The following is a 20859-nucleotide window of genomic DNA, read 5'->3' as shown; positions in this document are numbered from 1 at the left end:
ATTCTCACTGCGACTCACCCCTCCACCCCCTCCATCGACCGAGTCCACATCCCCGCTGACGACGTCCTCCTTCATTCTCACTGCGACTCACCCCTTTACCGGCGACGCCGCGCCAGTTCTCGCTGTGAACTCATTTCTCACCCCCTGACGACGGATCTGCCATCTTCGTTGACGAACTTACTGCTGCCCACGCTGCCAGCGACGTTTTTGTCCGCCTCCCGCTACCGCTCCGTTCCGCCTTCCTGCCATATTCGATAGTAACCCCACCGGTGCAACTACCGAACGTGACAGCCACGTGCGTCCCCCTGTATCGGTAGTGCGCTCCGTCTTGACCATCTCTCTTGCGGATAAGTCTCTAGCCACTGTCAGTCCGGTATCCCGGCGTATCGAATCGTTCGGCCAGTTTCTGCCACCCTGAACGGACGCAATTTGTAGTAATACTATATTACTATAGGGCTAGAAGCGGTCTAGGAGCCGTATTCCTGGTAAATTATGATTACTTGGAACGTCTCGTGATCTCACTAATATATAAAATTTCGCGATTATTCGTCGATGGTTTCGTGAAGGAAAATTCAGATTGGAGATATAGTCTATTAATTTTAAGATAAGTAGAGGAGAAAGTTTATGGTGGTAGTATTAGATTACCCGATTGCATGGCACGCGAATCTTCGGTACCGGATGACGATCGATGCGTCGGCGACGAACTGTCGTCGACCAGTAATGACGAGACCAGTGAATTACTCGGCCGGCGATCCTACATGAAGTTGGCCGGAGCAACCACCGCGGCGGCAGCGGTATTTAGTACCGGTGCGAGCGCCGACGATGGCGACTACGACGTCATCGAGGCGCGCGGGCAGGTGATCAGGATCGGTAACGAGACCTTCGAAAACAAGCTCGTCGACGTCTCGAACGGAAACGGAATCACGTTCGTCGTCGACGGTGCGGCAACCATCCGAAACATCGGAATCAGCGGTCTCTACCAGGGAGATGGCTTCATCTTCTCGATCACCGCTCCTCGAGGAACCGTCGAGTTCGAGAACATCTACATCGGCGACGGCGCGAACAAGTCGGGCTCGAGCTTCGTCCACGGTCCGGGCGCAATCTTTTACCACGCCAGCGCCAGCGCCGACGTCGTGTTCCGCGAGTGCAACGTACAGGGCTATCCCAACAACGGCTGGTACTGTTCGAACAGTTCCAGGGGCGGATCCGTTACGTGGGAGCGATGTTTCGGGAAGAACAACGGCGTCACGACGTTCCGGGCCGCCAGCGGCGGCGACACGCTCCGCGACTGTGTCGCGTACAACGACAACACCGACTACTCGACCGAGTACGGCAGCTGGGGCAACTACAACGAGAGCTCCGGCCGCCCGCTGTGGGTCTGGCAACCCGGTGGCTGCACCGTCGAGGACTGTCACTTCGACGCCGGCCAGTACAACGCGGCCGTGATCACGCACCACGGAGCGTCGGTCGCGCTCGACGGCGGCGCCGTCGCGGGCGGCACGCAAGGGCGTGTCAACACCTCCAACGCGGGGAGCAGTCCCGACCTTTCCATCCCAGACGGCGTTCCGACCAGTGCAGAGCAAGCCGCTTCGGGCGAGTCGGATAGCGGGAGCGACGGCGGTTCGGAACCCGACGAGGAGGAACTCGAGCACACGCTCCTTTTCGACGGCGACGCGTCGGACGTGACGCGATACGAGTTCTCGGTCGACGGCGACGTCGAACCGTCGAACTACGAGGGCGCGACGATCGACGACGCGGCCGGGATCGAAGATGCCGTCGCCCACGGCGTCGTCGCCGACTGGCGCGACGCCTTCCGATTCAGCGGCGAGCTCGAGGCGCTCACCGTCGACGGACCGGCGACGGTGTTGCTCGACGACGAGGAGATCGATCCGGCCGACTACGGCGAGGACCTTCCACACGTCCTCGAGGTCGAGGGTCAGGGTGAGCCGACGAGTTTCGAGATCACGGTCGACGGCACGATCGAACTCGACTCCGAGGACGAACCCGAAGACGAGGCGACGACGATTTCGGGATCGACCGTCCAGAGTTCGGTCACCGACGACAGCCTGACGTTCCGGTTCTCGGGTGCGCTGACGGACGTCTCCATCATCGACGGCGAGGCCGCGGTCAGCCTCGACGACGAGGAGATCGACCCGGACGACTTCGGCGACCACGAACTGCTCCCCCACGCACTGGTCATCGACGGGACTCAAGACGAGGAGCCGAGCGCGTACTCGTTCGAGGCGAGCGGCGCAGTCTTCAAGTCGACGTACCAGGACGCCACGATCGACGCGAACGACGTGATCGAGGGGCGAACCGTTCGCGGCGTCGTCGACGACCACCTCGACGCCTACTGGTTCGAGGGCGGCATCGAGGACTTCACGCTCCGCGGCAGAGCGGAGGTTGACGTGCAGTACAACGTCCGCAATCAGTAATCGCGGCCGACACTCACGGCCAGTATCGACGAACGCCAACGACGCTCAGGTCAGTTGCGCGATCGTCTCGCGCGGGTCGATCACGCCGCTTGCCGTGACCAACACGCCCCAGATAGCGATCCCGGCACCGATCACGCCGAACAGTGCCGGCAGATTCGACGCGTACGGAATCAACAGCAGTACCGCGAGACCCATCCCGCCGGCGATCGCCGTCGTCACGACCAGCGAACGAGCGATCCGAACGAAGTCGAGCGAGAGTTCGCTGTGCATGACGTAGACGTTCACCAGCGTGTAGATCCCGAACGTGATCACCGTCGCGACGGCAGCGCCGGTGACCCCGTAGGTCGGGATCATCACGATGTTGAGGCCGACGTTCGCGACCGCCGTCGATCCCTTCGCGTACGCCCGCGTTTTCGCCCGACCCAGGAAGTCGAGCCCCTGCGTCGTCACGTCGGTAATCGCCTGGAAGACGACGTAGACGCCGAGCACCTGCAACACCGGCGCCGCGCCGGCGTACTCGGCGCCGAAGACGAGCGTGACGGCGGGTTCGGCCACGAGCATCATTCCAACTGCGGCCGGCACGTAGAGCAGGAACATGTACTCGAGCGTCGTCTCGTAGATGTCTGCAGCGTGCTCGAGCGAATCGTTGGCCTTCTCCTCGCCGTACGTCGGCGAGACCGAAAACCCGAGCGAGCCGGCCGGAACGAGCACGAACTCCGTGATCTGCTTGCTCAGCACGTAGTAGCTGACCGCGACGGGGTTGATGAAGAACGCGACCAGGACCGTGTCGATCTGCCTGTCGAGTACGCCGGCACCGTGGGTCGCCGTCAGCGGCACGCTGTACTTCAGCATCCGGTTCCGGAGCGACTTGCTGCCGCCGCCGTCGGCGTACTTCGTGTAGAATCGGCGATAGAGGAAGACCAGCCCGACGATCGTTCCGAGGAAGACGCCGACGATGTACCCGAAGAGCGCTCCGGCGACCCCCAGACCGAGGGCCGTCAGGATGACGACGAACACCAGCCGTGAGACGTTGTTGATGACTTCGATGATCGCGCTCAGATCGACGCGATTGAACCCCTGAAACAGGGTCATGTGGTAGGAGAACAGCGACTGGAAGATCAGGTAGCCGACGGCGATCACCATCAGCGTCGAGAGCTCGGGAATGTCGAGGGCGGCGGCGAGCGGCTCGCGGGCGATCAGCAGCGCTCCGGAGACGATCGCGAGCAACACCAGCCGGTAGCCCAGCGACGTCCGGAGGAGATAGGGGATAGCCGAGGGTTCGGTTTCCTTCTTGTCCGACACGTAGCGGGCGGCCGAGCGGCCGATCCCGAGGTCGGCACCGAGCTGGGCGACGGCGATAACGGAGATGATCGTAAACAACAGCCCGTACTCGTCGTTCGTCAACAGGAATCGCGCGAGCACGAGCATCAACAGCCCGTTCGCGAGGTTGTTCACGAGGCGGGCGCCAAGCGTCGCCTTGAACCCGTCGACGATACGGTCAGTGAGCGACATGCTCGAGTAGTCGTCGATCGTCGGTGTAGTTTCGACACGGGTCACCGGAACGGCACTCGACGTCTCCACCGACCGAGCGTCGGAGCCACGAAATATCGACTGCACCACCAGCGGACTCCGACGGGCGATTCGACCATCGAGCAGGTAGAGACGGTTTCGCTGTCACTGACCGATACCTACCCGAACGAAGCCATTGTAATCCTCCACATACCCGATGTTTTATACGTCATACCGCTAGCCGACTGCCGGACGCGGGCCGAACGTAACGGAGCGAGAACCGATACCCCCTCTCAGTCGGTATCAGGGCTACTGTCTCACAGTTTCGACCGACCTATGAGGCGAAGAGATAGTACGTCGAAGATAACAAAGCAGTACGAGAACATCTCACCGGGTATGAAAATCGGCTTCTATCACGACGCTGCAGGGACCCGCCACGCCGGCGGAATCGCCGTCTACACCCAGCAGCTAGCCGCCGCACTCAGCCGATCGAACGACGTCTACCTCTACACCCAGCAGGGGGAGCTGTCGTCCGTGCTAACCGAATCGGACGTCACCGTCGTCGAAACGCCGTCGTTCGACGACCACTGGCTCCACTCGATCGAGGCGATGAGTCCGCTCACCGATCAGGATCACTCGAAGCTCCTCATGACGTACTGGGCCGCTCGGAACGACGTCGTCGACCACATCGACGACCACCTCGACGTGCTCGTTACCGCCCAGTTCCTCGACGATCTCCTGCTCTCGAACCTGACCGACGTGCCGACTATCTACACCTTCCACCAGTTCTCCGACGTCGGTCTCGGAATCAAACTGCGCGATGCACTCTCCCAGACGGAGCTGATTCTGGCGAACTCCGACGATACCGCCCGGAAGGTGTCGGAGACGTTCGACTACGATATCGGAGAGGTGATCTACCCGGGTATCGATCTGGATCAGTTCCGACCGGACGTCGATCCGGCGATCGACAGCGACGACCCGATCGTCCTCTTCGTCGGTCGGCTCATCGAAGCCAAGGGTATCGGCGACCTGCTCGAGGCGGTCTCCCGTCTCGACGGCCGCCAGGAACTCCACGTCGTCGGCGGCGGCGACGAACGGTGGGTGCGACGCCGAGCCCGCTCCCTCGGGATCGCGGATGCCGTCGTTATCCACGGGGAGGTCCCCAACGCGGAGCTGCCAGCCTATCACGCCGGTGCCGACGTGTTCTGCCTGCCGAGTCACGACGAGAGCTTCGGCATGGCGAACGTCGAGGCGATGGCGTGTGAACTCCCGGTCGTCACGACCGATCTCGAGGGCATCGAAACCTACCTCGCCAACGGTGAGAACGGGCTCCTCGCCCGGGCTGGAGACCCGCAGGATCTCGCCGACAAACTGACGATGCTACTCGACTCACCGCAGCTTCGGGAGCGACTTGGCGCGCGCGCTCGCGAGGACGTACGGCGGTTCAGCTGGGACGAGCAGGCGCGGGACCTCGAGCGATTCTGTTACGAAACGCTCGACATCGACGTCCCCGCCGACCGACCCGAACCGGAGCCCGTTCCGGGAGTGTAGGAGAAGCCAGTCGAATCGGGGCCCTTCGGAAGTGGAGGATGAGTTACCTGAGACCGGCGCTCTTCCAAGAGTGGGATGCAAGACAGTCCAACTGAGCCGCGGCTCGCGGTGTGAGTTCGAAAGGTGGCTCCCGCGCCTGAATCGGAAACAGATGCTGGCACGCGAACTGCTCCGGTACTGGATGACGGTCGCCGGGAGCCAGTCGGTACTTCGAGAGCCGTGAATAAAAGTCCTTCCTACCCACACCGGTGACGTGAGTCGAAAGGCGAGTCGCGCGCGACCGAACGGACACCGACAATCGCCAGCAATGACGGAGGTGTTAGCGGCTTCGGACGTTGTACTCGACGTCCACGGTCGCGTCGCCGGTCACCCGGAAGTCGACGATCTCGCCGTCGAACCAGTAGGCGTCGAGCGAATCGTCGACGCTCCCGGTGACGGACGTTCCCTCGATGGCGTCACCCTCGTCGACGGACGCGTCGCGGTAGTTCGAGGCGATCACGTCGCCGTCGACCTCGAAGAAGTAGGTCGTCTCGCCGTCCGCATCCGTCCCGTCGATCACGACCGCGTGCGGGAGCAGTTCCGCGTCGCCGACCTCGGCAGGGTCGACGCGTTCCTCGTCGACGTAGACGTGCGCCGAGCCGTCGATGAACGTGATATCGCTGACTGCGCCGGAAAACCGGAAGCGCTGGACGCCGCGTTCGATCGATCCCTCGAGCGTGCTCTCGGAGATGGTCGTCGACTCCGTGGAGTCGTCGCCCGGCATCCGACCGATCGCGCCGTCGACGCTGACCTCGTAGCTCGCCGGCGACCTGTTGCCGACGATCGTCAGCACGTGCGGTTTCTCCGCACCGTACTCGCTCGGATCGACTCGGTCGTCGTTGACGAAGACCCGTGCCGGACCGTCGACGGTGAGGTTCTCGAGGTCGCCGCTGAAACGGAAGGCGTCGCGCCAGCCGGCGACGGTTCCCGTAACCGTCCCGCTATCGATCACGTCTTCGTCGTCGATCGTCGCGCTCCGTTCGTTTGATTTCTCGACCTCGCCGGAGACGCTGAACTCGTAGCGAGTGCCGCCGGACGTGCCGACGCCGTCGACGAGCAGCAGGTTCTCGAGGTCTGGCTCGCCGGAGTAGTCGTCGGGGTCGATCTCCTCGCCGTCGAGTTCGACTCTCGCGGCACCCTCGTGGAAGCCGACCTCGAGCAGTTCTCCCTCGAACTGGAAGCCATCGACGTTCTCGGGTGTCGTCACCCAACCGACGGCGCTGGTGCCGTCGATCTCGTCGTGCTCCTGCAGATCACCGCGCTCGGGGTTCGGTTCGATATCGCCGCTCGTCTCGAAGTAGTATCTCGTCGGTTCGCCCTCGCCGATGACGGTGAGCGTGTGGTCGGGACCGGTTTCGTCCTCCTCGTCGCCGTCGTCGCTGTAGTCGTCGGGATCGATCACGTCGCCGTTGACTTCGATCCTCGCAGCACCCTCGTGAAAGCCGACGTCGACGAGGTCGCCGTCGAAACAGAAGCCGTCGACGTGGTCGGGCGTCGTCACCCAGCCGACGGCGCTGGTGCCGTCGATCTCGTCGTGCTCCTGCAGGTCGCCGCGTTCGGGGTTCCCGGTGATCTCGCCGGTCGTCTCGAAGTAGTACCTCGTCGGTTCACCCTCGCCGATGACGGTGAGCGTGTTCTCGGGAAGGTCCTCGACCGGCGGAGTCGAGTCGCCGTCGTCGGAGCGTCCCCCCGAAGCCGCTTCCTCGGCGCTCTCGGGACAGCCCTCGGGGACGAAGTGCTGTGGGTTCCCGGCGTCACCGCTGCCGTCGTCGGTCCGAAGGTTCGAAAGCGAGAGGTTCGGGTTCCCGTTCGTGGCGAGACCGACCCCCCTTCCGTTCGTGATGAAATGACAGTCTTCGAACGTCGCACTCCCGCCGAAGCGGCCCTCCCATACCCATGCGCTCCGGCTTGCGGTCCGGTTTCCGCTCTTGTAGCTGACGCAGTTTCGCACGCTCGAGCCGTTGTCCGGGATTCGGAACGCGGTGTGATGACAGTCGTTACCGTAACAGTTCCGGAGGTGAATCTCTCCGCCGCGCCCGTTGGAGTTGGATCCGGGAGCGCTGCCGTAGATCCCGAGCGCGCCGGCGATCGAGAAGTTGACGTTGGTCACCTCGAGCCGACCGCTGTGATCGGGGGCGACCCAGACGACGCCGCCGCGTTCGTTGGAGGAGGCGCGTGGGTTCCCCTCGCCCGCGTAGACGTTCTCGAGGGTCGACGTGTTCCCGCCCGTGTCGGCGAGCGAGAAGAGGTAGTCGTGAGTGTTGTGGTGGAACGTTCCCGTGATGCCGATGTTGCGGATCGTCCAATCCGTTCCCTGGGCGACGATATTGATCGAGTTTCCGTTGCCGAGATCGATGAGTTTGTTCTCCCAGGTCTCGCCGGAGCCGATACGAATCACCTGTCCACGCGCGGTGATCGTCTCGTACTCGTCGCTCGATGCGCCGGCGACGCCGGATGCGGCACCTGCAGCAATCGCCGTCGCACTGGCCAACTTGAGGTACGACCGGCGATCGATCGTGCCGCGTTCGGACCAGGTCGACTGTTCAGTATTGCTATCGCTCGTCTCGGGATCACCTGGATCCCGTACCGGATAATCGCGTGCCATGCGACCGGAGAACGATACTATTGTACCATAAACTTTCTCGCTCAATTATGTACAAGAAATCGTGATTTTCATTAAATAGTGTATGAAATTCCATTCAATTTGCTAACAGAGTGGTAGTTCTTTTATTGAGTCGCGTAGAATCTGCTTCGAACCAGCGATACCGCTATCGGTCAACGGACATACCGAGCCGCCACCGTCCTGGAACGAAGTGGTCAGCGGTCTCGCGTCGTGGAGGATCGTTTCGCCAACTGGGTCTCACACCCAAAATCGCTAGCCGAAGGTCGTCTCCTGGTGTGACTCGAGGACGCTCCGCGAGGAGTGAATATCGTCGACGACGGACGTGATCGCGAAGACCCTGTAGATCGACGTCCGCTCGTGTTCGGCGGCGGCATCGAGGAACGCCTGCACGTCGTCGGCCGAGAGGACGTCGTCGACCGCGTTACACTGCTCGACCTGATTTCGGATGCAGCCGATCGTATCGGGGTCGACGGTCGATCCCTTCTCGAGCCCGTTGACCGACCGGATAATCGGCAACACCGTCTCGAATAGCCGCGGATACCGGGACAGCAGGTCGTCGACGTGGGCCGCGACCGCGTGGCGAGTCGATGCGACGGGAGCCCGGTAGTCGGGATGGACGTGCTCCGCCGCCGCCGGCGAGAGCTGCTCGAGGAACTCGCGATAGAGGCCGTATCGCGCCTTCTGATCGGCCGGACAGCTCATCGCGTAGCGGAAAAAGTCGAGCGAGTAGAACGGGGACGTACTCCAGAAGAAGAGCCGGTTGCGGTCCTCGCCCTCGAACAGGAAGTTCACGCCGCGTTCGTAGACGAGGAAGTGGACGTACTGCGACGCGAAGTCTTGCTCTGGGTACGTCCGGATTCGGTCGCGGACGCTCCGTCGGATCTCCTCGGCCGAGACGCCCGTCAGCCGCGCGACCTCCTCGAGATCCAGAAAGGAGTTCTCCTCAATGACGTACTCGACGAGTTGGGACTCGGTCGCGAGCGGGCGCGTGGGCGTCAGATCGGGGAGCGCCTTATCCCCGCCGTCGCCGGTCACGTACGTGATTCCCGCGCCGTGGTCCGAACGCAGCTTGCGGAAGAAATCGAGAATGAACGACGTGAGAAGCCCGATCTGACCGGTCTTCGACTTGATGAGCATGTCCAGATCTCCGCCTTTCGGCGGCTCGATCTGATAGCGATTCCACTCGATATCGAACGTGCGGGCGAGTTTTTCGGCGATCTCGACGTCCGAGTCGGCGACGTACGTCTCCGAATCCATCGTCGCCGCGGTCGCGGGCGTCTCCGTCGCGTGATACCCTGCCAGAACGGATCGGGAATCGAGTCCGCCGCTCAGCGAGATTATGTCGCCGTCTCCGTATCCGGATCTGTTCTCACACGCCGTCTCGAATCGGTCCGCGAGTTCGGCCGCGTTACGGGTCCGACTCCGATCAGCAGCCGTCTGCTGTTCGAAATCGAGCCGGTGCAGCGCAGTCCGCGTAACCACGCCCTCGTCCGGATCGAACGTGAGATGGGTTCCCGGTCGCAGCCGGGTCACTCGTCGCATGAGCGTCCGCTCGCCGAGCGAATACCCGAAGAGGAGAGACTGTGCGACACCGACGGGGTCGAACTCGGTATCGTCGAGCGCCTCGATGATGTAGCGAAGTTCTCGAGAGAAGAGGAGCGCGTCGTCGTCGTGGTAGTAGTAGACCGGAAGCCGTCCGAGCAGGTCGTTGCAGAGACCGATTCGCTCGCTCCGTTTGTCGTAGGCGACGAGCAGGAACTCCCCGTCGGTCTCGCGTACCCAGTTGCGGAGATACTCGCTCGAGCCGTCGTCCGCCAGCACGCGTTCACCGACCTCGAGCAGCTCCGATCTCAGCGACTGGCTCTCGCTATCGTAAATGCGTCCTTCGAGGTACACCCACAGCGCTTCGGTTTCGACTACCTGCGTCGGATACTCGGGATACGTCGTCGTTCCGGCGGTGTACGCATCCGTTTCGAGAAGCGTCTCGGCGCGGTACCGTTCGTCGTGACACAGCGGTTCGAGCGAGTCGGAAAACGATTCGTCAGCCGTCGACTGTCGCGTGCGAGCGGAGATACCGACCATGAACGCATCGAGGAAAGACACGTATATTGTAATGTTACGGTTTATGATCAGTAGCGCTCGAATCCACGGATTGACGCCGAGCAACCGGTCCGTTTGACTCGGTAAACGGACCGATCGAAAGACGTGCTTACGGGCGAGAGAACCGCCGCCGAAAAGGGAATCCGTCGCCGAGACGACCGCTGCCGGAAGCCGACGCTAACGGTGTTTTCTCCCGACAGACGGTAGGGAGAAGAGCGTGTTCGACAGGAGGTTCGCCGACGGTCCCACCGATCGTGAGAGTCCCAACGGGCCAGCTCCCTCGAGTCGACCGACTCGAGACAACGGACGAGCGGAGCCCGGAGAACGGGCGGTGGAAGACCAGACGTGCGGGAGACGTGTGCGTGTGGGAGCAGTAGACGTACGCGAGCGCAGTGAACGCGCGGAGAAGAGCCACACCGCACGAACGTTGCCAGCCGTCGATGTGGCTGTCGCCGGAGGGACGGTTAGTATCCCGAAAACGTCGGCACAAATCCGACAGTACAGTTACTCGATTCGCGAGAGTTTGCCGTCGACGTTGCGCTCTAGCTGTCGGTTGGTCACGACGTGGGCGACCGAGAGGAGGAAGAACGCGACGACGACGACGCCGGCGAGTCCGAGCGTCGGAATCGACGATAGCGGCGGGACACCGAGGAAGGCACCGGTAACGAGTGCCGCACCCACGACGCTGAGCGTCGCGTACCATCGGTCCCATCGATCCTGTCGATGCGTATCCGTATCGAGATACATCATCAACAGATCGGCGTTGTCCGCGAGCGAGATCAGACCGCGGTCCTGATCGTACTCGACGATCCCGGCATCGTCCATCTTCGGAAGATGCGTCTGGTAAAGGGCAACGTATACTCGCTTACGCTGGTCCGAACTGAGTGCGTTGACCTCCGTGTCGTTCTCCCAGGCGGCGATCTGCTCGGCGAGTTCACCGAGCGTGACCGTTTCGTCGGATTCGAGCAAGTACGCGAGGACTTCTCGACGCCGGCGGTTTTTCAGGAGCTCGAAAATAACGTCTTTCGAGAGCCGTTGCTCCTCGTCTGAGTCGGCGACCGACGCAATCTCGTCCGGAAGCGAGGTATCGATCGACGACATTAGTCTCGACCTCCAGGCACTGAACGGCCGGTCCAGCCCCATCCGTTGGAGGAGAAACGTCTACCATACTGTCGGGTCGACGGGTTCCGCTGTCTGTTTGATCGGCAAATCGCAATCACGATTGACACACCAAGTTGTACACCAATACTGACACTCTTAAGGACGGCCACGTTTCGCACCGGCTGCAAAGCGGGTACGGAGAGGCTTCCCGGGGTTGCCAACACCGCATCGAATCGAGACCTCGGCGATCGATCCAGGCGGCGGATCGGTACGAACGGTATCGATCGATTGTGGTCGAGTATCTTTCGCGTACGTGCGAAAGCGTCGAGGGCAACGAAACGCGTCTCCGGGTCGAGGGGCAAAGGTGCGACACGACACTGGTTCGGAACGTTTGCTCGTAGCGACATAAAGTCGAGCGACAGTTCGCACGGGAAACTCGAATTTACGCAGTGAACGCGTGATTTACGACGGCTCTCCGTCGGACCAATTGGCGTATTTCCCGTCTCGTGTCCACACTGCACACAGAAGAACGAAACCGGTTCCGGCTGCTGGTTGCCAGTAACTGACTGATGAGACAGATATCCGACACGGTTCGTAGACCGACTCGATCGGAGACGGCGATATCGTGTTGATACTGCTCCGCTCGACGCGACTCCCACCGCGTGATAGTCACTCGCAGCTCTCGGAAACCCCCGTACAGTGACGGCTGGGCGAATATTCGTCGTCAGTCGGCGATCGAAGCGGTAAGTCGGCGTTTCTCGCGAAACCATGTGAACCCCTTACAGTGCCGGCACGGCTCTTTCCGCTACTGATGACGCGGTCCATTATCGATCACACGGAGACAGAATCAACGAAAACGGAGCCCGGGCTGTGTCCTGACTGCGAAACCGATACGATCATCCACGACCCGGACCGCGGCGAACGAGTCTGTGAAGAGTGTGGTCTCGTCCTCACCGAAGATCCGATCGACTACGGTCCCGAGTGGCGGGCGTTCAACGCTCAGGAACACGACGAACTCTCCCGCGTCGGCGCGCCGCTGACCCAGTCGATGCACGACCGCGGGCTGACGACGACGATCGACTGGCGCAACAAGGACGCGAACGGACACTCGATGTCGGCCGACAAGCACGGCCAACTCCATCGACTCCGCGTCTGGCAGGAGCGAATCAGGACGAAAAACGCCGGCGAACGCAACCTCAAGTACGCGCTCTCGGAGATCGACCGCATGGTCAGCGCGCTCGGCGTTCCGCGACCCGTCAAGGAGACCGCGAGCGTCATCTACCGACAGGCGCTCGATCAGGATCTCATCCGCGGCCGTTCGATCGAAGGCGTCGCGACCAGCGCCCTCTACACGGCGTGTCGGAAGGAGGATATTCCGCGCAGCCTCGAGGAGGTAACCTCGGTTTCACGCGTCGATCAACGAGAGATTGGTCGGACCTATCGGTACATCGCGGACGAGCTCGATATCAACCTCGAGCCCACGAACCCGCGTCAGTTCGTCCCTCGCTTTTGCTCCGAACTCGACGTCGGGAAGGACGTCGAGACGAAGGCCGTCGAGATCATCGACACGACGACCGAGCAGGGACTGCACTCCGGGAAGTCCCCGACCGGGTTCGCCGCGGCGGCGATCTACGCGGCCGGCCTGCTCTGCGACGAGACGATCCCGCAGCGAGCCGTCGCCGACACCGCACAGACGACCGTGGTGACGGTTCGGAATCGGTACCGAGAACAGCTCGAGGCGATCGATCAGCAGCCGGCCTAACTGCGTGCTATCGAGACGGCTAGTTACATGATCGACCGCTCTTCATCCCCTCTCCTGTTCGTATAGAGGTCTTGATCCGCCACCGCGTGGAGGTTCGCGTACGGCACGAACGCGATGAACGCGTCGTCCTCGTCGTAGAGTTCGATGCCGTTGTCGGTGTGTTCGTATCGATCGCAGTCGATCTGCCCTTCGGGGAGGATTGCACGATACATAGCTGACGGGACGCTCGCCAGGCGGAAATAACTGCGGTAGGGGATCGCAAGACAGTGGTAAGCGGGATCGGAACTGCATCCGACTACTCACTGCTCGAGCGGCTCCGTGGACAGCTGTTGTCTCCGGACGGCATCGGGTCGGCGTCTCCGACGTGACCGCCGAGGACCGCTCGAGCGGTGGACCCGCGGCTACCGCCGTGATGCGAGCAGCCGCGCGTAGCTGCAGTGGAGCGTGGATGGTGGGTCTCGAGGGCCGGTTCCGGCCCCGTGGACGGGTCTACCCGTGGACGTCAGCTGTCTCCGGGTCGCTCGAGTCGGGCGTCTCGTTCTCGGTTTGGCTCGTCGACTCGGTCTGGTGGGTCGAGTCGGTCGCCTCGTCACGTCCCGCCTCACCAGGGATCGAGGCGTCCGCCGGGAGGATCACCCGTCGTTCGGTGTACTCGAGGCCGTTCTTGCGTTCGGTCTTTCGGCGGACCGCGAGCCGGTTCTTCGAGAGATCCAGGAGGGAATCGATCGTTCGCGAGACCAATTTCTTCGCGTAGCTCTCGCTGATGCCGGGTTCGGTGCGGCGGATCCAGTGTTTCAGATCGCTCGCGGTGACGAACTCGACGACGTCCTTACAGCCGCGTTCCCACGGATCGTCGCCGACGCTCGGGTCGGTTCGGGCCTGCCAGAGTTTCGCGGCCAATCTGGTGGGCAGGGCGTTCGCCGCACTTCGGCGGCGCTGGTCGTCCATCCGGGCGAGTTGCTGGATCGGGAGCAGGTCGCCGTAGGCGAGCGAGACGTCGCCGCCGCGCTCGAGCGGGTCGGCGTGCTCTGGCAGTCGGTAGTAGGCCGCACCGTCGTCCTTCTCGATTCGCTCGAGGCGGCCCTCCGGGACGGTGACGGCGTGCTCGTCGACATGTTCGGTCCGGAGGTGGGCCCCTTTCTCGAGTTCGCGGGACTGCAGTTCCGCGATCCGCTCCTTGTTCGCGCCGGCCTTGTTCAGCGCCGCGTCGGTGACGCTATCGAGGCGCGTCGTTTCGGTCTCGAGTCGATCGGTTTCGGAATCCAGGCGATCGGTGTCGCGCTCGAGTTGCTCGGTATCGGCCTCGAGTCGTTCGGTTTCGGCTTCGAGCTCCGCGACCCGATGGTCGAGCTGGTCGACGATCCCTTCGAGTCGGTCGCGGTCCCGCTCGAGGTCCTCGATCCGGTCGTCCTTGCGCTCGAGGCGGGTCTCGAGGGTCTCGAGACGCTCGCGGAGGTGGTCGAACTCGTCGCGTCGGTCGGACTGTGCGGGCTGGTTGGGTGTCGGTTCGTCGGTCTCGGCTGCTGTCGGTGATGGCATCGGTGTCGAATGGTGTGGGTGGTTGCACGACGATGCGGGGGCGTCGGGAGGTGTCCGAGTCGTCACTCGGGCGGCGGATCGTCGGACTCGGTATGAGAGCCTCGGTCGTCGGAATCAGTGTGCGGGCGGCGTTCGTCGGTGGCCGCGCAGGAGTGACTGTCGTTGGTGGTCGCGCGGGAGTGACCGTCGTCAGTATCGACGCGAGAGTGGAGCACGACCAGCAGTGGGTTGATTTGGGCGCGGATCTCCCGCAGCCGACGCCTGGTCCGGGCGCGCGTCTCGTCGTCGAACGCCTCCGTGTCGGGGATGGAATCGAGAAGCCGCGCGACGTGCGCGTCGAGTTCCTCGAGGTGATCGATGAACCACTCGGTGGTCATCGTCTCGGGGACGGGCGGGGAGTCAGCGTGACGGAACGGCTCGGAATCGTCGGAATCATCGCTCACGGCTCGGCCCCCGCGTCGCGTTCACCGTCGGCCTCCGCGTCGCGTTCACCGTCGGCCTCCGCGTCGCGTTCATCGTCGACTCCTGCGTCGCCGTCGGCCTCGAGACACGGATCGTCCGCCGCGTCGACGAGCAACAGGCCGGGGCGGTCGTCGATCACCGCGAGATCGTAGACGCGGACCGAATCGCCGGGCTCGAGCCCGAGTTCGGCCACGGCAGCCGATCCGACGGCGATCCGAGCCGCGTCGTGGCGGGTGCACAGCACGTAGGCGGCGATCGGCTCCGTCGACTCGGCCGCGGGGACGAGTGCGACGCCGTCCGCGTGGGCGATGGCGTGGACTCGAGCCCGGTCGGTCCAGTCCCGGTCGCCGAGCACGGCGGTCGAGAGCGTGACCGTCCGGCCGGTGCTGACGGCGTGCGTGCCGAGGTAGCCCCGGCCCGTGGGGACGACGTACCTCGAGTCGGTCATCGGCGGGGTCCTCCGCGGGACTCGAGAATGGCGTCCTCGCTGACGACGAGCGCGGTGTCGCTGAGAAGTGGGAGTGCGACGGCTTCGTCGTCCGGATTGATCGCGTAGCGAGTTGGTTCGTCGTGGTCACTACCTACGTAGTTGTCATCCGATGCATCTGGCTCGTGAACCCTACAGTTATGGGCTCGGAGGCTATCTTGTCGCATGGCTTCTAGAATCCCTAGAGGGGATCGGAAGCCGCGTCCGACGTGCTCCAACACGTTGGGCACTTTGCGGTGAGTCCCCAATGGACCGGCTTCCAGACAACCCATCACAGGTTGGCATTAAATAAGTTACTCACTATCTCTGAGTTGGGGTACTGTATCTATGATCTTGAGATGGGAAATACTGAGTGTTTATGGCACATCGGAGGGCATATGAGCACAGTCAGCAATACCGAAAACGTGGTTCGACAACCTGCGGAGTGGATGCAGCCCGTCGACGACCGAATCCTCGAGATCTTCCGTGAACACGGGAATCTCACCCCGGCGGCAGTCGAGGAGTTCGGCGGTCCCTCCAGTAGCCACGCCAGCCGCAGGTGTAAGCAACTGGCTCGATACGGATTGCTCGAGCAGATCGTTACCGGCCTCTATACGCTTACTGATGAGGGTGGAGCATATCTCGACGAGGAGTTCGACGCCAGCGAACTGGAAATTGCAACCGACGATTCGTAGCGATTTGTCGTTAACCAGTTTGGAGATTACATAACCAATCTAAACCGCCAGAGCGGACTCGTGAACATTAGCCTGTTATTCCCTATTTGTAGACTGTTGGTGCTAACAATCAAAAGATCGAATGATAGCTAAGGCGGTTGAATTAGCTATGATAACAGCAATCAAAAAGGAGATGAACACAGAAAATCCGATTTCGTGTTCATATAGGGAAAATAGATCTGTTCTACGTACAACCCCCAGGAGAGAGGATGAAGGGAGAAGATTAGGGTAACTAAGGCTGTATACTAAAACGTATCAGTGTCAAATAATCCTCAATCAGATCTTATTCTAGTTGAGATTGTATCTCGAATAGAGTCTCACGAACCATTATTAGAGTACTTTCTGCTTCTCTTTCGTTCGGAACTAGCTCAGGATGGGCTACTTGATTTCGGCGGTCTTTTAAATATTCTAGGTGTGACAGAATTAATGGACGATCATCTTTCTCGAACTGGTCATCCAGCTCAGATAAAGTTTGGCCAAATGTTCGGTCGTCGATCGTTCTACCGGTTTCGTCTCGGTACCATTCCTGCAGATGACGCTCAACTGTTCTTAATGAAAGCAATACAGAGCAGGTCGGTAGACCGAAACAAAGTGCATTGATAGATTCAGTCAAATCAGATTTTGATTTTTCTGGCAAAGCCCCCCACAGTTCATCCTGAAAAAGCGTAGCAGGATCATTCATTACTCTTTCTGAATCAATAGCGCCACGATGCTGTAAAGTAATACGCACTTCTTCAGACAATTCTTCAGTTAATATCCGCTGCCAGGTTACCGAAAGAGTAACCGCTTTCTCCTTCTCAAATTCCGTTGCTTGTCGAGGCTGTTTTTTAATCCGCTGGTATTCCATCCCCTCTTCATCAGATGTCTCATCATCAGGGATCCCCTCTTCATCAGATGTCTCATCATCAGGGATCCCCTCTTCATCAGATGTCTCATCATCAGGGATCCCCTCTTCATCAGATGTCTCATCATCAGGGATCCCCTCTTCATCAGATGTCTCATCATCAGACATCTCTATTTCTTTCAGTTTTTTTGCCTCGTCTTCAAATAGCCCTCCCTTCACATTCGTCATAAATTCCATTTGATATTCCACATCAGACCGTATTTTAGAATCAAAACCAGTCTCGTCAAGTGTTTCGATAATACTGTCATAGCAATTATGTATGCCTAACGCTGTAAAATCGTATCTACCAGCCATTCTTAGTCGCATTAAATTCCATCCCAACCGAAGAGCAGCTGGGAGTGTTACCGTCTTAGATGACCGATCCTGATCAATTTCGCTCATTGTCACATGACTATAGCATGTGATCTTTAGCTTTGGGATATAGCAGATCTGTCTGCTAAGAATATATTATGAAATATTAAGTTTTATATAGATTGGTGAATTTTCTCGCAAACCGTGAGTCCGAGTTGATCTGCGATTATAGTTCGAGGTGGGCGGTCGCGTCCGTGACTGTCAGTCCATGTTGATCCGCGATTTCAGCCGCGAGATTCAGGGCTTCTTCTTCTCTCTGGGTTGTTTTATGGTCCTGAGCGAGCAGTACTAGCGCGTAGATGATCAGCAAATCGTCCTGTGGGTGGCGCATGACGATCATGTTTGGTTCCGTCTTCACTGATAAAACCTCGTAGGCATATCCGACAAGTACGGTTATCGGGGTCCCATCCCGGTAGATCAGTGCTGTAGACGATGTGTGCCATCCGATATCTGCCGGTCAAATTTTTCGCGAGCGCGGCGCGCGCTCTGCACGCCGCGCAATTACCCTGCCCCCTTAGGGGCAGCGGTGGACCATCCGAGCAGCGTGGATTACACCTACTGACCGTCAGTGGTCTCTCCGGAGAGGTCTTCGCTGGAATTTAACCTTATTTTCGTTAGGTAACGGTGGTTATTACGGATATTACCCAAGCTATTGTAACAAGGTACATAAGCACAGACATCACCGTGAACAAGACATTTTCAAAATAATGGCTCTCAACAGAATTCCATTTGTCATCCTTTCTAAGAATCTCTTCGACTAAGCTGGTTTCAGCCTTTGATTCATCATTTATTATCAATTGAGAAAGTGTCGTACTCATCATTGTACTAGGTATTGCAACTGAGACATTTATTAGTAATAATTGATATACCTCAATGTTGGAACTCCAATAAAATATCATTCCAGACATAAATAGTAGTAGACCGAATAGAAATGCTCTTAATGTCGCTGCTATATATTCGGAATATATAATGTCTAAACGCTCTTGATTTTCGTAAATAGAGGTCTCTAAAGCTTTGGAAAATGGTATTCGTCCACTTTCTTCTTGGAATGATAGTTGAACAGGATTCGGTCCTAATACTGGTTCTCTTTTAAACCAAATCTCATTAGTGAAGTCATCGTCTGTGAATATTCCGATATACTTTGATATAGCAGTTGAGACTGAAGTGAAAGCCAAAAGAAGGAGTGTTCCAGCAATAAGATAATTCATTCCTATCGTCCATTGGATGGTCAAACTTCCAACAAAAGTGTTTGAAGCAACTTCGATATAGGCGTCTGGATCGTCAGGAAGCCCTATGATTTCATCACCTATTGCTGTATAGACTGTTACTGCAATTGCAAGAACTGCAATACATATCCCGAATAATCCTTGAGATAGCTTTTGTATATGATGATATCTCTCTTGTTGTAGTCTAAGCAGAAACCTCAGGTCTTCCTTATCGCCTGAGAACAACTGTGTTCTATTATCCCCCTTCAGCATGTTATAGCTCCTTTGCTGAATTTATCAAAGCCACAGCCATGAATACAAATAATAAGATCAGAACAAAGGGCACCGCTAATTCCGAGATGACTTGGACCATTCCACTTATGTCGCCACCTTGGGTCGCCTCATGGAATAATACAACAACAGTAACTGCAATAATTATCGAGAATAACAGCGATACGACTTCGGCGGCGTCAGCCATTACCGGTTTTAAATTCACGATGAGCAGATAAACCTTGTTCTCACTGATCAGGTTAGCTCAGTTGATAACAGGTATCTCGTCTGTCTAATTTCTACAATATTTTACTACCCCATTTTCATGTGCTTCAACTGGAGATCTGCGTACGGAGGTGGGGGTGGGCGTTGTAATTTTTTGGCTCAGTCGCAAGATTCCAAGCCTAATCTTCTTGCGCTATTGAAAATGGAAGACGACGGCGAGATCCGTGAGATCGTTCAACTGGTTGCGCTCACCAACAGCAAGAAACTCGCTAAGACGCTATGATCGTACGTCCGTACCGCATTTTCAGTAGAGCAGTAGGACCACTGTGCCTTCGGGTGCAAACCAGTCGCCGAAGCAAGAAGTCCATGACGTCAGTCATGGAACCCATCACAAACGAGAGACCACTTCGAAACCCGGCAGGACTCCCCGTTTTTGAAGAACGTTCTCGACGAGGGGCGTTCGCATGGGTGATACTGACGATTATCCGTTGCAGAGCAGTTTTTCGAAGTGGACCATCTCCATGTCGATTTCTGCGTGCCATTTCCGACTCGTCTCTCGGTAGCCCTCGTTTCGGTACAGTGACTGGGACGCCGCTAAATCCTCGCTCGTGTACAACACGACCCGTTCATAGACCTGTTCGCGCATCCGATCCTCAAGGGCAGCAATCAGCGCCCGCCCGTAGCCGCGTCGCCAGTGATCGGGACAGATACGGAGACTCTTGAGTTCGACCGTCCGCTCGTTCACGGGCACAAATCCGCCGATAGCGGCGATTTCGTCTTCGACCTCGCCAACCAGAAAGTCACCATCGGCGAGGTACGCGTCCGGAACGTTCCGCAGGTCGCGATTCATGGCGGGGAAAAACTGCGGAAGCGTCGCCCGAAACGCACGCTCGTGAACCCGCCAAACGTCGTTCTTGTCACGTGGTTCGTAGCGACGGATTGCTAACTGTTCACCCATACCAAGACGACGGTTCTCCCTTCAAGAAGATAACGGCTCTGATGCTACGTCCTGGCTGGCAAACCACCAGTCAGCACAGTCCTCACACTGTACCGATGAAAGAGGCCCGTTTCCCCCTGATATACACCCCTATCCCGACGCCGCACCTCATTTTCAATAAAGCAGATCTTCGTTCTTCGTTCCGTGTGCTCTTGAGCGAGCAGTGACAGTGCATAGACGATCAACAAGTCATCTTGTGGGTGGCGCATGACGCTCCTGTTTGGCTGCGACTTCACTCATAACCTCTCGCACCTCCAAATTTTCGCGCGCACCGCAAGAGTGCGTTTCGAGTGCTTCGACTGGAACTGCAGAAGCGGGGCGGTTAGTTTGGGACCTTGGCCTTAGCCACAGCTGCTTGAGGTTCTATTCACCCTCCTCAGTAGACTCGACAATGCTGGTTATTGAGGGCCGTCCGATATCCACAGCCCCATAATTGCTCCTCGAGGTCAACAATCCGACACTCCTGAGCGAGCATCGAAATGAGGTGTGTGGTCGTCGGATCGATGTGGTTCTGAATCCTACTAGCGTCGGCGACGTTCCGCGCCTGGACAAATAGTTGTTTCACGCGGCGAGGGCGTTCTCACCT

At 59.0% G+C, this 20859-nt stretch carries 17 protein-coding genes; 4 read left to right on the top strand and 13 right to left on the bottom strand.

Features of this window, described 5'->3' with window-relative positions:
- The first annotated feature begins 653 nt into the window (after positions 1-653).
- Positions 654-2435, top strand: a complete 1782-nt coding sequence (locus BLT08_RS20550) for a hypothetical protein (RefSeq protein WP_090311784.1) — start codon at positions 654-656, stop codon at positions 2433-2435.
- Positions 2436-2480: 45 nt separating this feature from the next.
- Here BLT08_RS20550 and BLT08_RS20545 read toward each other — a convergent pair whose 3' ends face one another.
- Positions 2481-3947, bottom strand: coding sequence for a flippase (locus BLT08_RS20545; RefSeq protein WP_245724299.1), 1467 nt, complete (start codon positions 3945-3947; stop codon positions 2481-2483).
- A 393-nt stretch (positions 3948-4340) separates the two neighbouring features.
- Between BLT08_RS20545 and BLT08_RS20540 the strand changes: the two genes are divergently transcribed.
- Positions 4341-5495 (top strand): glycosyltransferase family 4 protein, encoded by a 1155-nt coding sequence (locus BLT08_RS20540; protein WP_090311779.1) that lies wholly within the window; start codon positions 4341-4343, stop codon positions 5493-5495.
- A 319-nt stretch (positions 5496-5814) separates the two neighbouring features.
- Here the strand turns inward: BLT08_RS20540 and BLT08_RS20535 are convergent, their stop codons facing one another.
- The 3 genes from BLT08_RS20535 to BLT08_RS20525 all read right to left on the bottom strand — a co-directional run bounded on the left by BLT08_RS20535 (position 5815) and on the right by BLT08_RS20525 (position 11358).
- On the bottom strand, positions 5815-8139 hold the full coding sequence (locus BLT08_RS20535) for a hypothetical protein (protein WP_245724298.1): 2325 nt from the start codon (positions 8137-8139) through the stop codon (positions 5815-5817).
- 270 nt (positions 8140-8409) lie between these two features.
- Entirely contained in the window at positions 8410-10260 is a 1851-nt protein-coding gene (locus tag BLT08_RS20530; protein WP_139171347.1) for an asparagine synthetase B family protein, read from the bottom strand.
- Between the two features lie 501 nt (positions 10261-10761).
- Complete coding sequence (locus BLT08_RS20525; RefSeq protein WP_090311774.1) at positions 10762-11358, bottom strand: DUF7344 domain-containing protein; 597 nt, start codon at positions 11356-11358, stop codon at positions 10762-10764.
- Positions 11359-12169: 811 nt separating this feature from the next.
- Here BLT08_RS20525 and BLT08_RS20520 point away from each other — a divergent pair.
- Positions 12170-13120: a transcription initiation factor IIB gene (locus tag BLT08_RS20520; protein WP_090311772.1), complete on the top strand. Its 951-nt coding sequence runs from the start codon at positions 12170-12172 to the stop codon at positions 13118-13120.
- A 23-nt stretch (positions 13121-13143) separates the two neighbouring features.
- On the opposite strand, the gene BLT08_RS20515 is transcribed toward BLT08_RS20520, so the two are convergent.
- From BLT08_RS20515 to BLT08_RS20500, 4 genes are all read right to left on the bottom strand, one after another.
- Positions 13144-13332: a hypothetical protein gene (locus tag BLT08_RS20515; RefSeq protein ID WP_090311770.1), complete on the bottom strand. Its 189-nt coding sequence runs from the start codon at positions 13330-13332 to the stop codon at positions 13144-13146.
- 277 nt (positions 13333-13609) lie between these two features.
- Entirely contained in the window at positions 13610-14659 is a 1050-nt protein-coding gene (locus BLT08_RS20510) for a DUF8008 family protein (RefSeq protein WP_090311769.1), read from the bottom strand.
- Positions 14660-14721: 62 nt separating this feature from the next.
- Positions 14722-15102, bottom strand: a complete 381-nt coding sequence (locus BLT08_RS20505; protein WP_245724297.1) for a hypothetical protein — start codon at positions 15100-15102, stop codon at positions 14722-14724.
- Positions 15099-15569, bottom strand: a complete 471-nt coding sequence (locus BLT08_RS20500) for a hypothetical protein (RefSeq protein WP_245724296.1) — start codon at positions 15567-15569, stop codon at positions 15099-15101. The genes BLT08_RS20505 and BLT08_RS20500 overlap by 4 nt, the downstream gene beginning before the upstream one ends.
- 416 nt (positions 15570-15985) lie before the next feature.
- Here BLT08_RS20500 and BLT08_RS20490 point away from each other — a divergent pair, with 416 nt between their 5' ends.
- Complete coding sequence (locus BLT08_RS20490) at positions 15986-16282, top strand: helix-turn-helix domain-containing protein (RefSeq protein ID WP_090311765.1); 297 nt, start codon at positions 15986-15988, stop codon at positions 16280-16282.
- A 322-nt stretch (positions 16283-16604) separates the two neighbouring features.
- Here the strand turns inward: BLT08_RS20490 and BLT08_RS22745 are convergent, their stop codons facing one another.
- The 5 genes from BLT08_RS22745 to BLT08_RS20475 all read right to left on the bottom strand — a co-directional run bounded on the left by BLT08_RS22745 (position 16605) and on the right by BLT08_RS20475 (position 20234).
- Positions 16605-17606, bottom strand: coding sequence for a hypothetical protein (locus tag BLT08_RS22745; RefSeq protein WP_139171346.1), 1002 nt, complete (start codon positions 17604-17606; stop codon positions 16605-16607).
- Positions 17607-17742: 136 nt separating this feature from the next.
- Positions 17743-17934 (bottom strand): hypothetical protein, encoded by a 192-nt coding sequence (locus BLT08_RS22740; RefSeq protein WP_139171345.1) that lies wholly within the window; start codon positions 17932-17934, stop codon positions 17743-17745.
- A gap of 256 nt (positions 17935-18190) precedes the next feature.
- On the bottom strand, positions 18191-19054 hold the full coding sequence (locus BLT08_RS22735; RefSeq protein WP_139171344.1) for a hypothetical protein: 864 nt from the start codon (positions 19052-19054) through the stop codon (positions 18191-18193).
- Position 19055: 1 nt separating this feature from the next.
- On the bottom strand, positions 19056-19259 hold the full coding sequence (locus BLT08_RS20480; protein WP_090311760.1) for a hypothetical protein: 204 nt from the start codon (positions 19257-19259) through the stop codon (positions 19056-19058).
- 498 nt (positions 19260-19757) lie between these two features.
- Positions 19758-20234 (bottom strand): GNAT family N-acetyltransferase, encoded by a 477-nt coding sequence (locus BLT08_RS20475; RefSeq protein WP_090311757.1) that lies wholly within the window; start codon positions 20232-20234, stop codon positions 19758-19760.
- Between the last annotated feature and the right edge of the window lie 625 nt (positions 20235-20859).

The sequence above is a fragment of the Natronorubrum texcoconense genome, assembly GCF_900100335.1.
In the GTDB taxonomy this organism is placed as follows: domain Archaea; phylum Halobacteriota; class Halobacteria; order Halobacteriales; family Natrialbaceae; genus Natronorubrum; species Natronorubrum texcoconense.
Note: the sequence above shows the minus strand (reverse complement) of the source record. Positions and strands in the feature narration are given on the sequence as shown.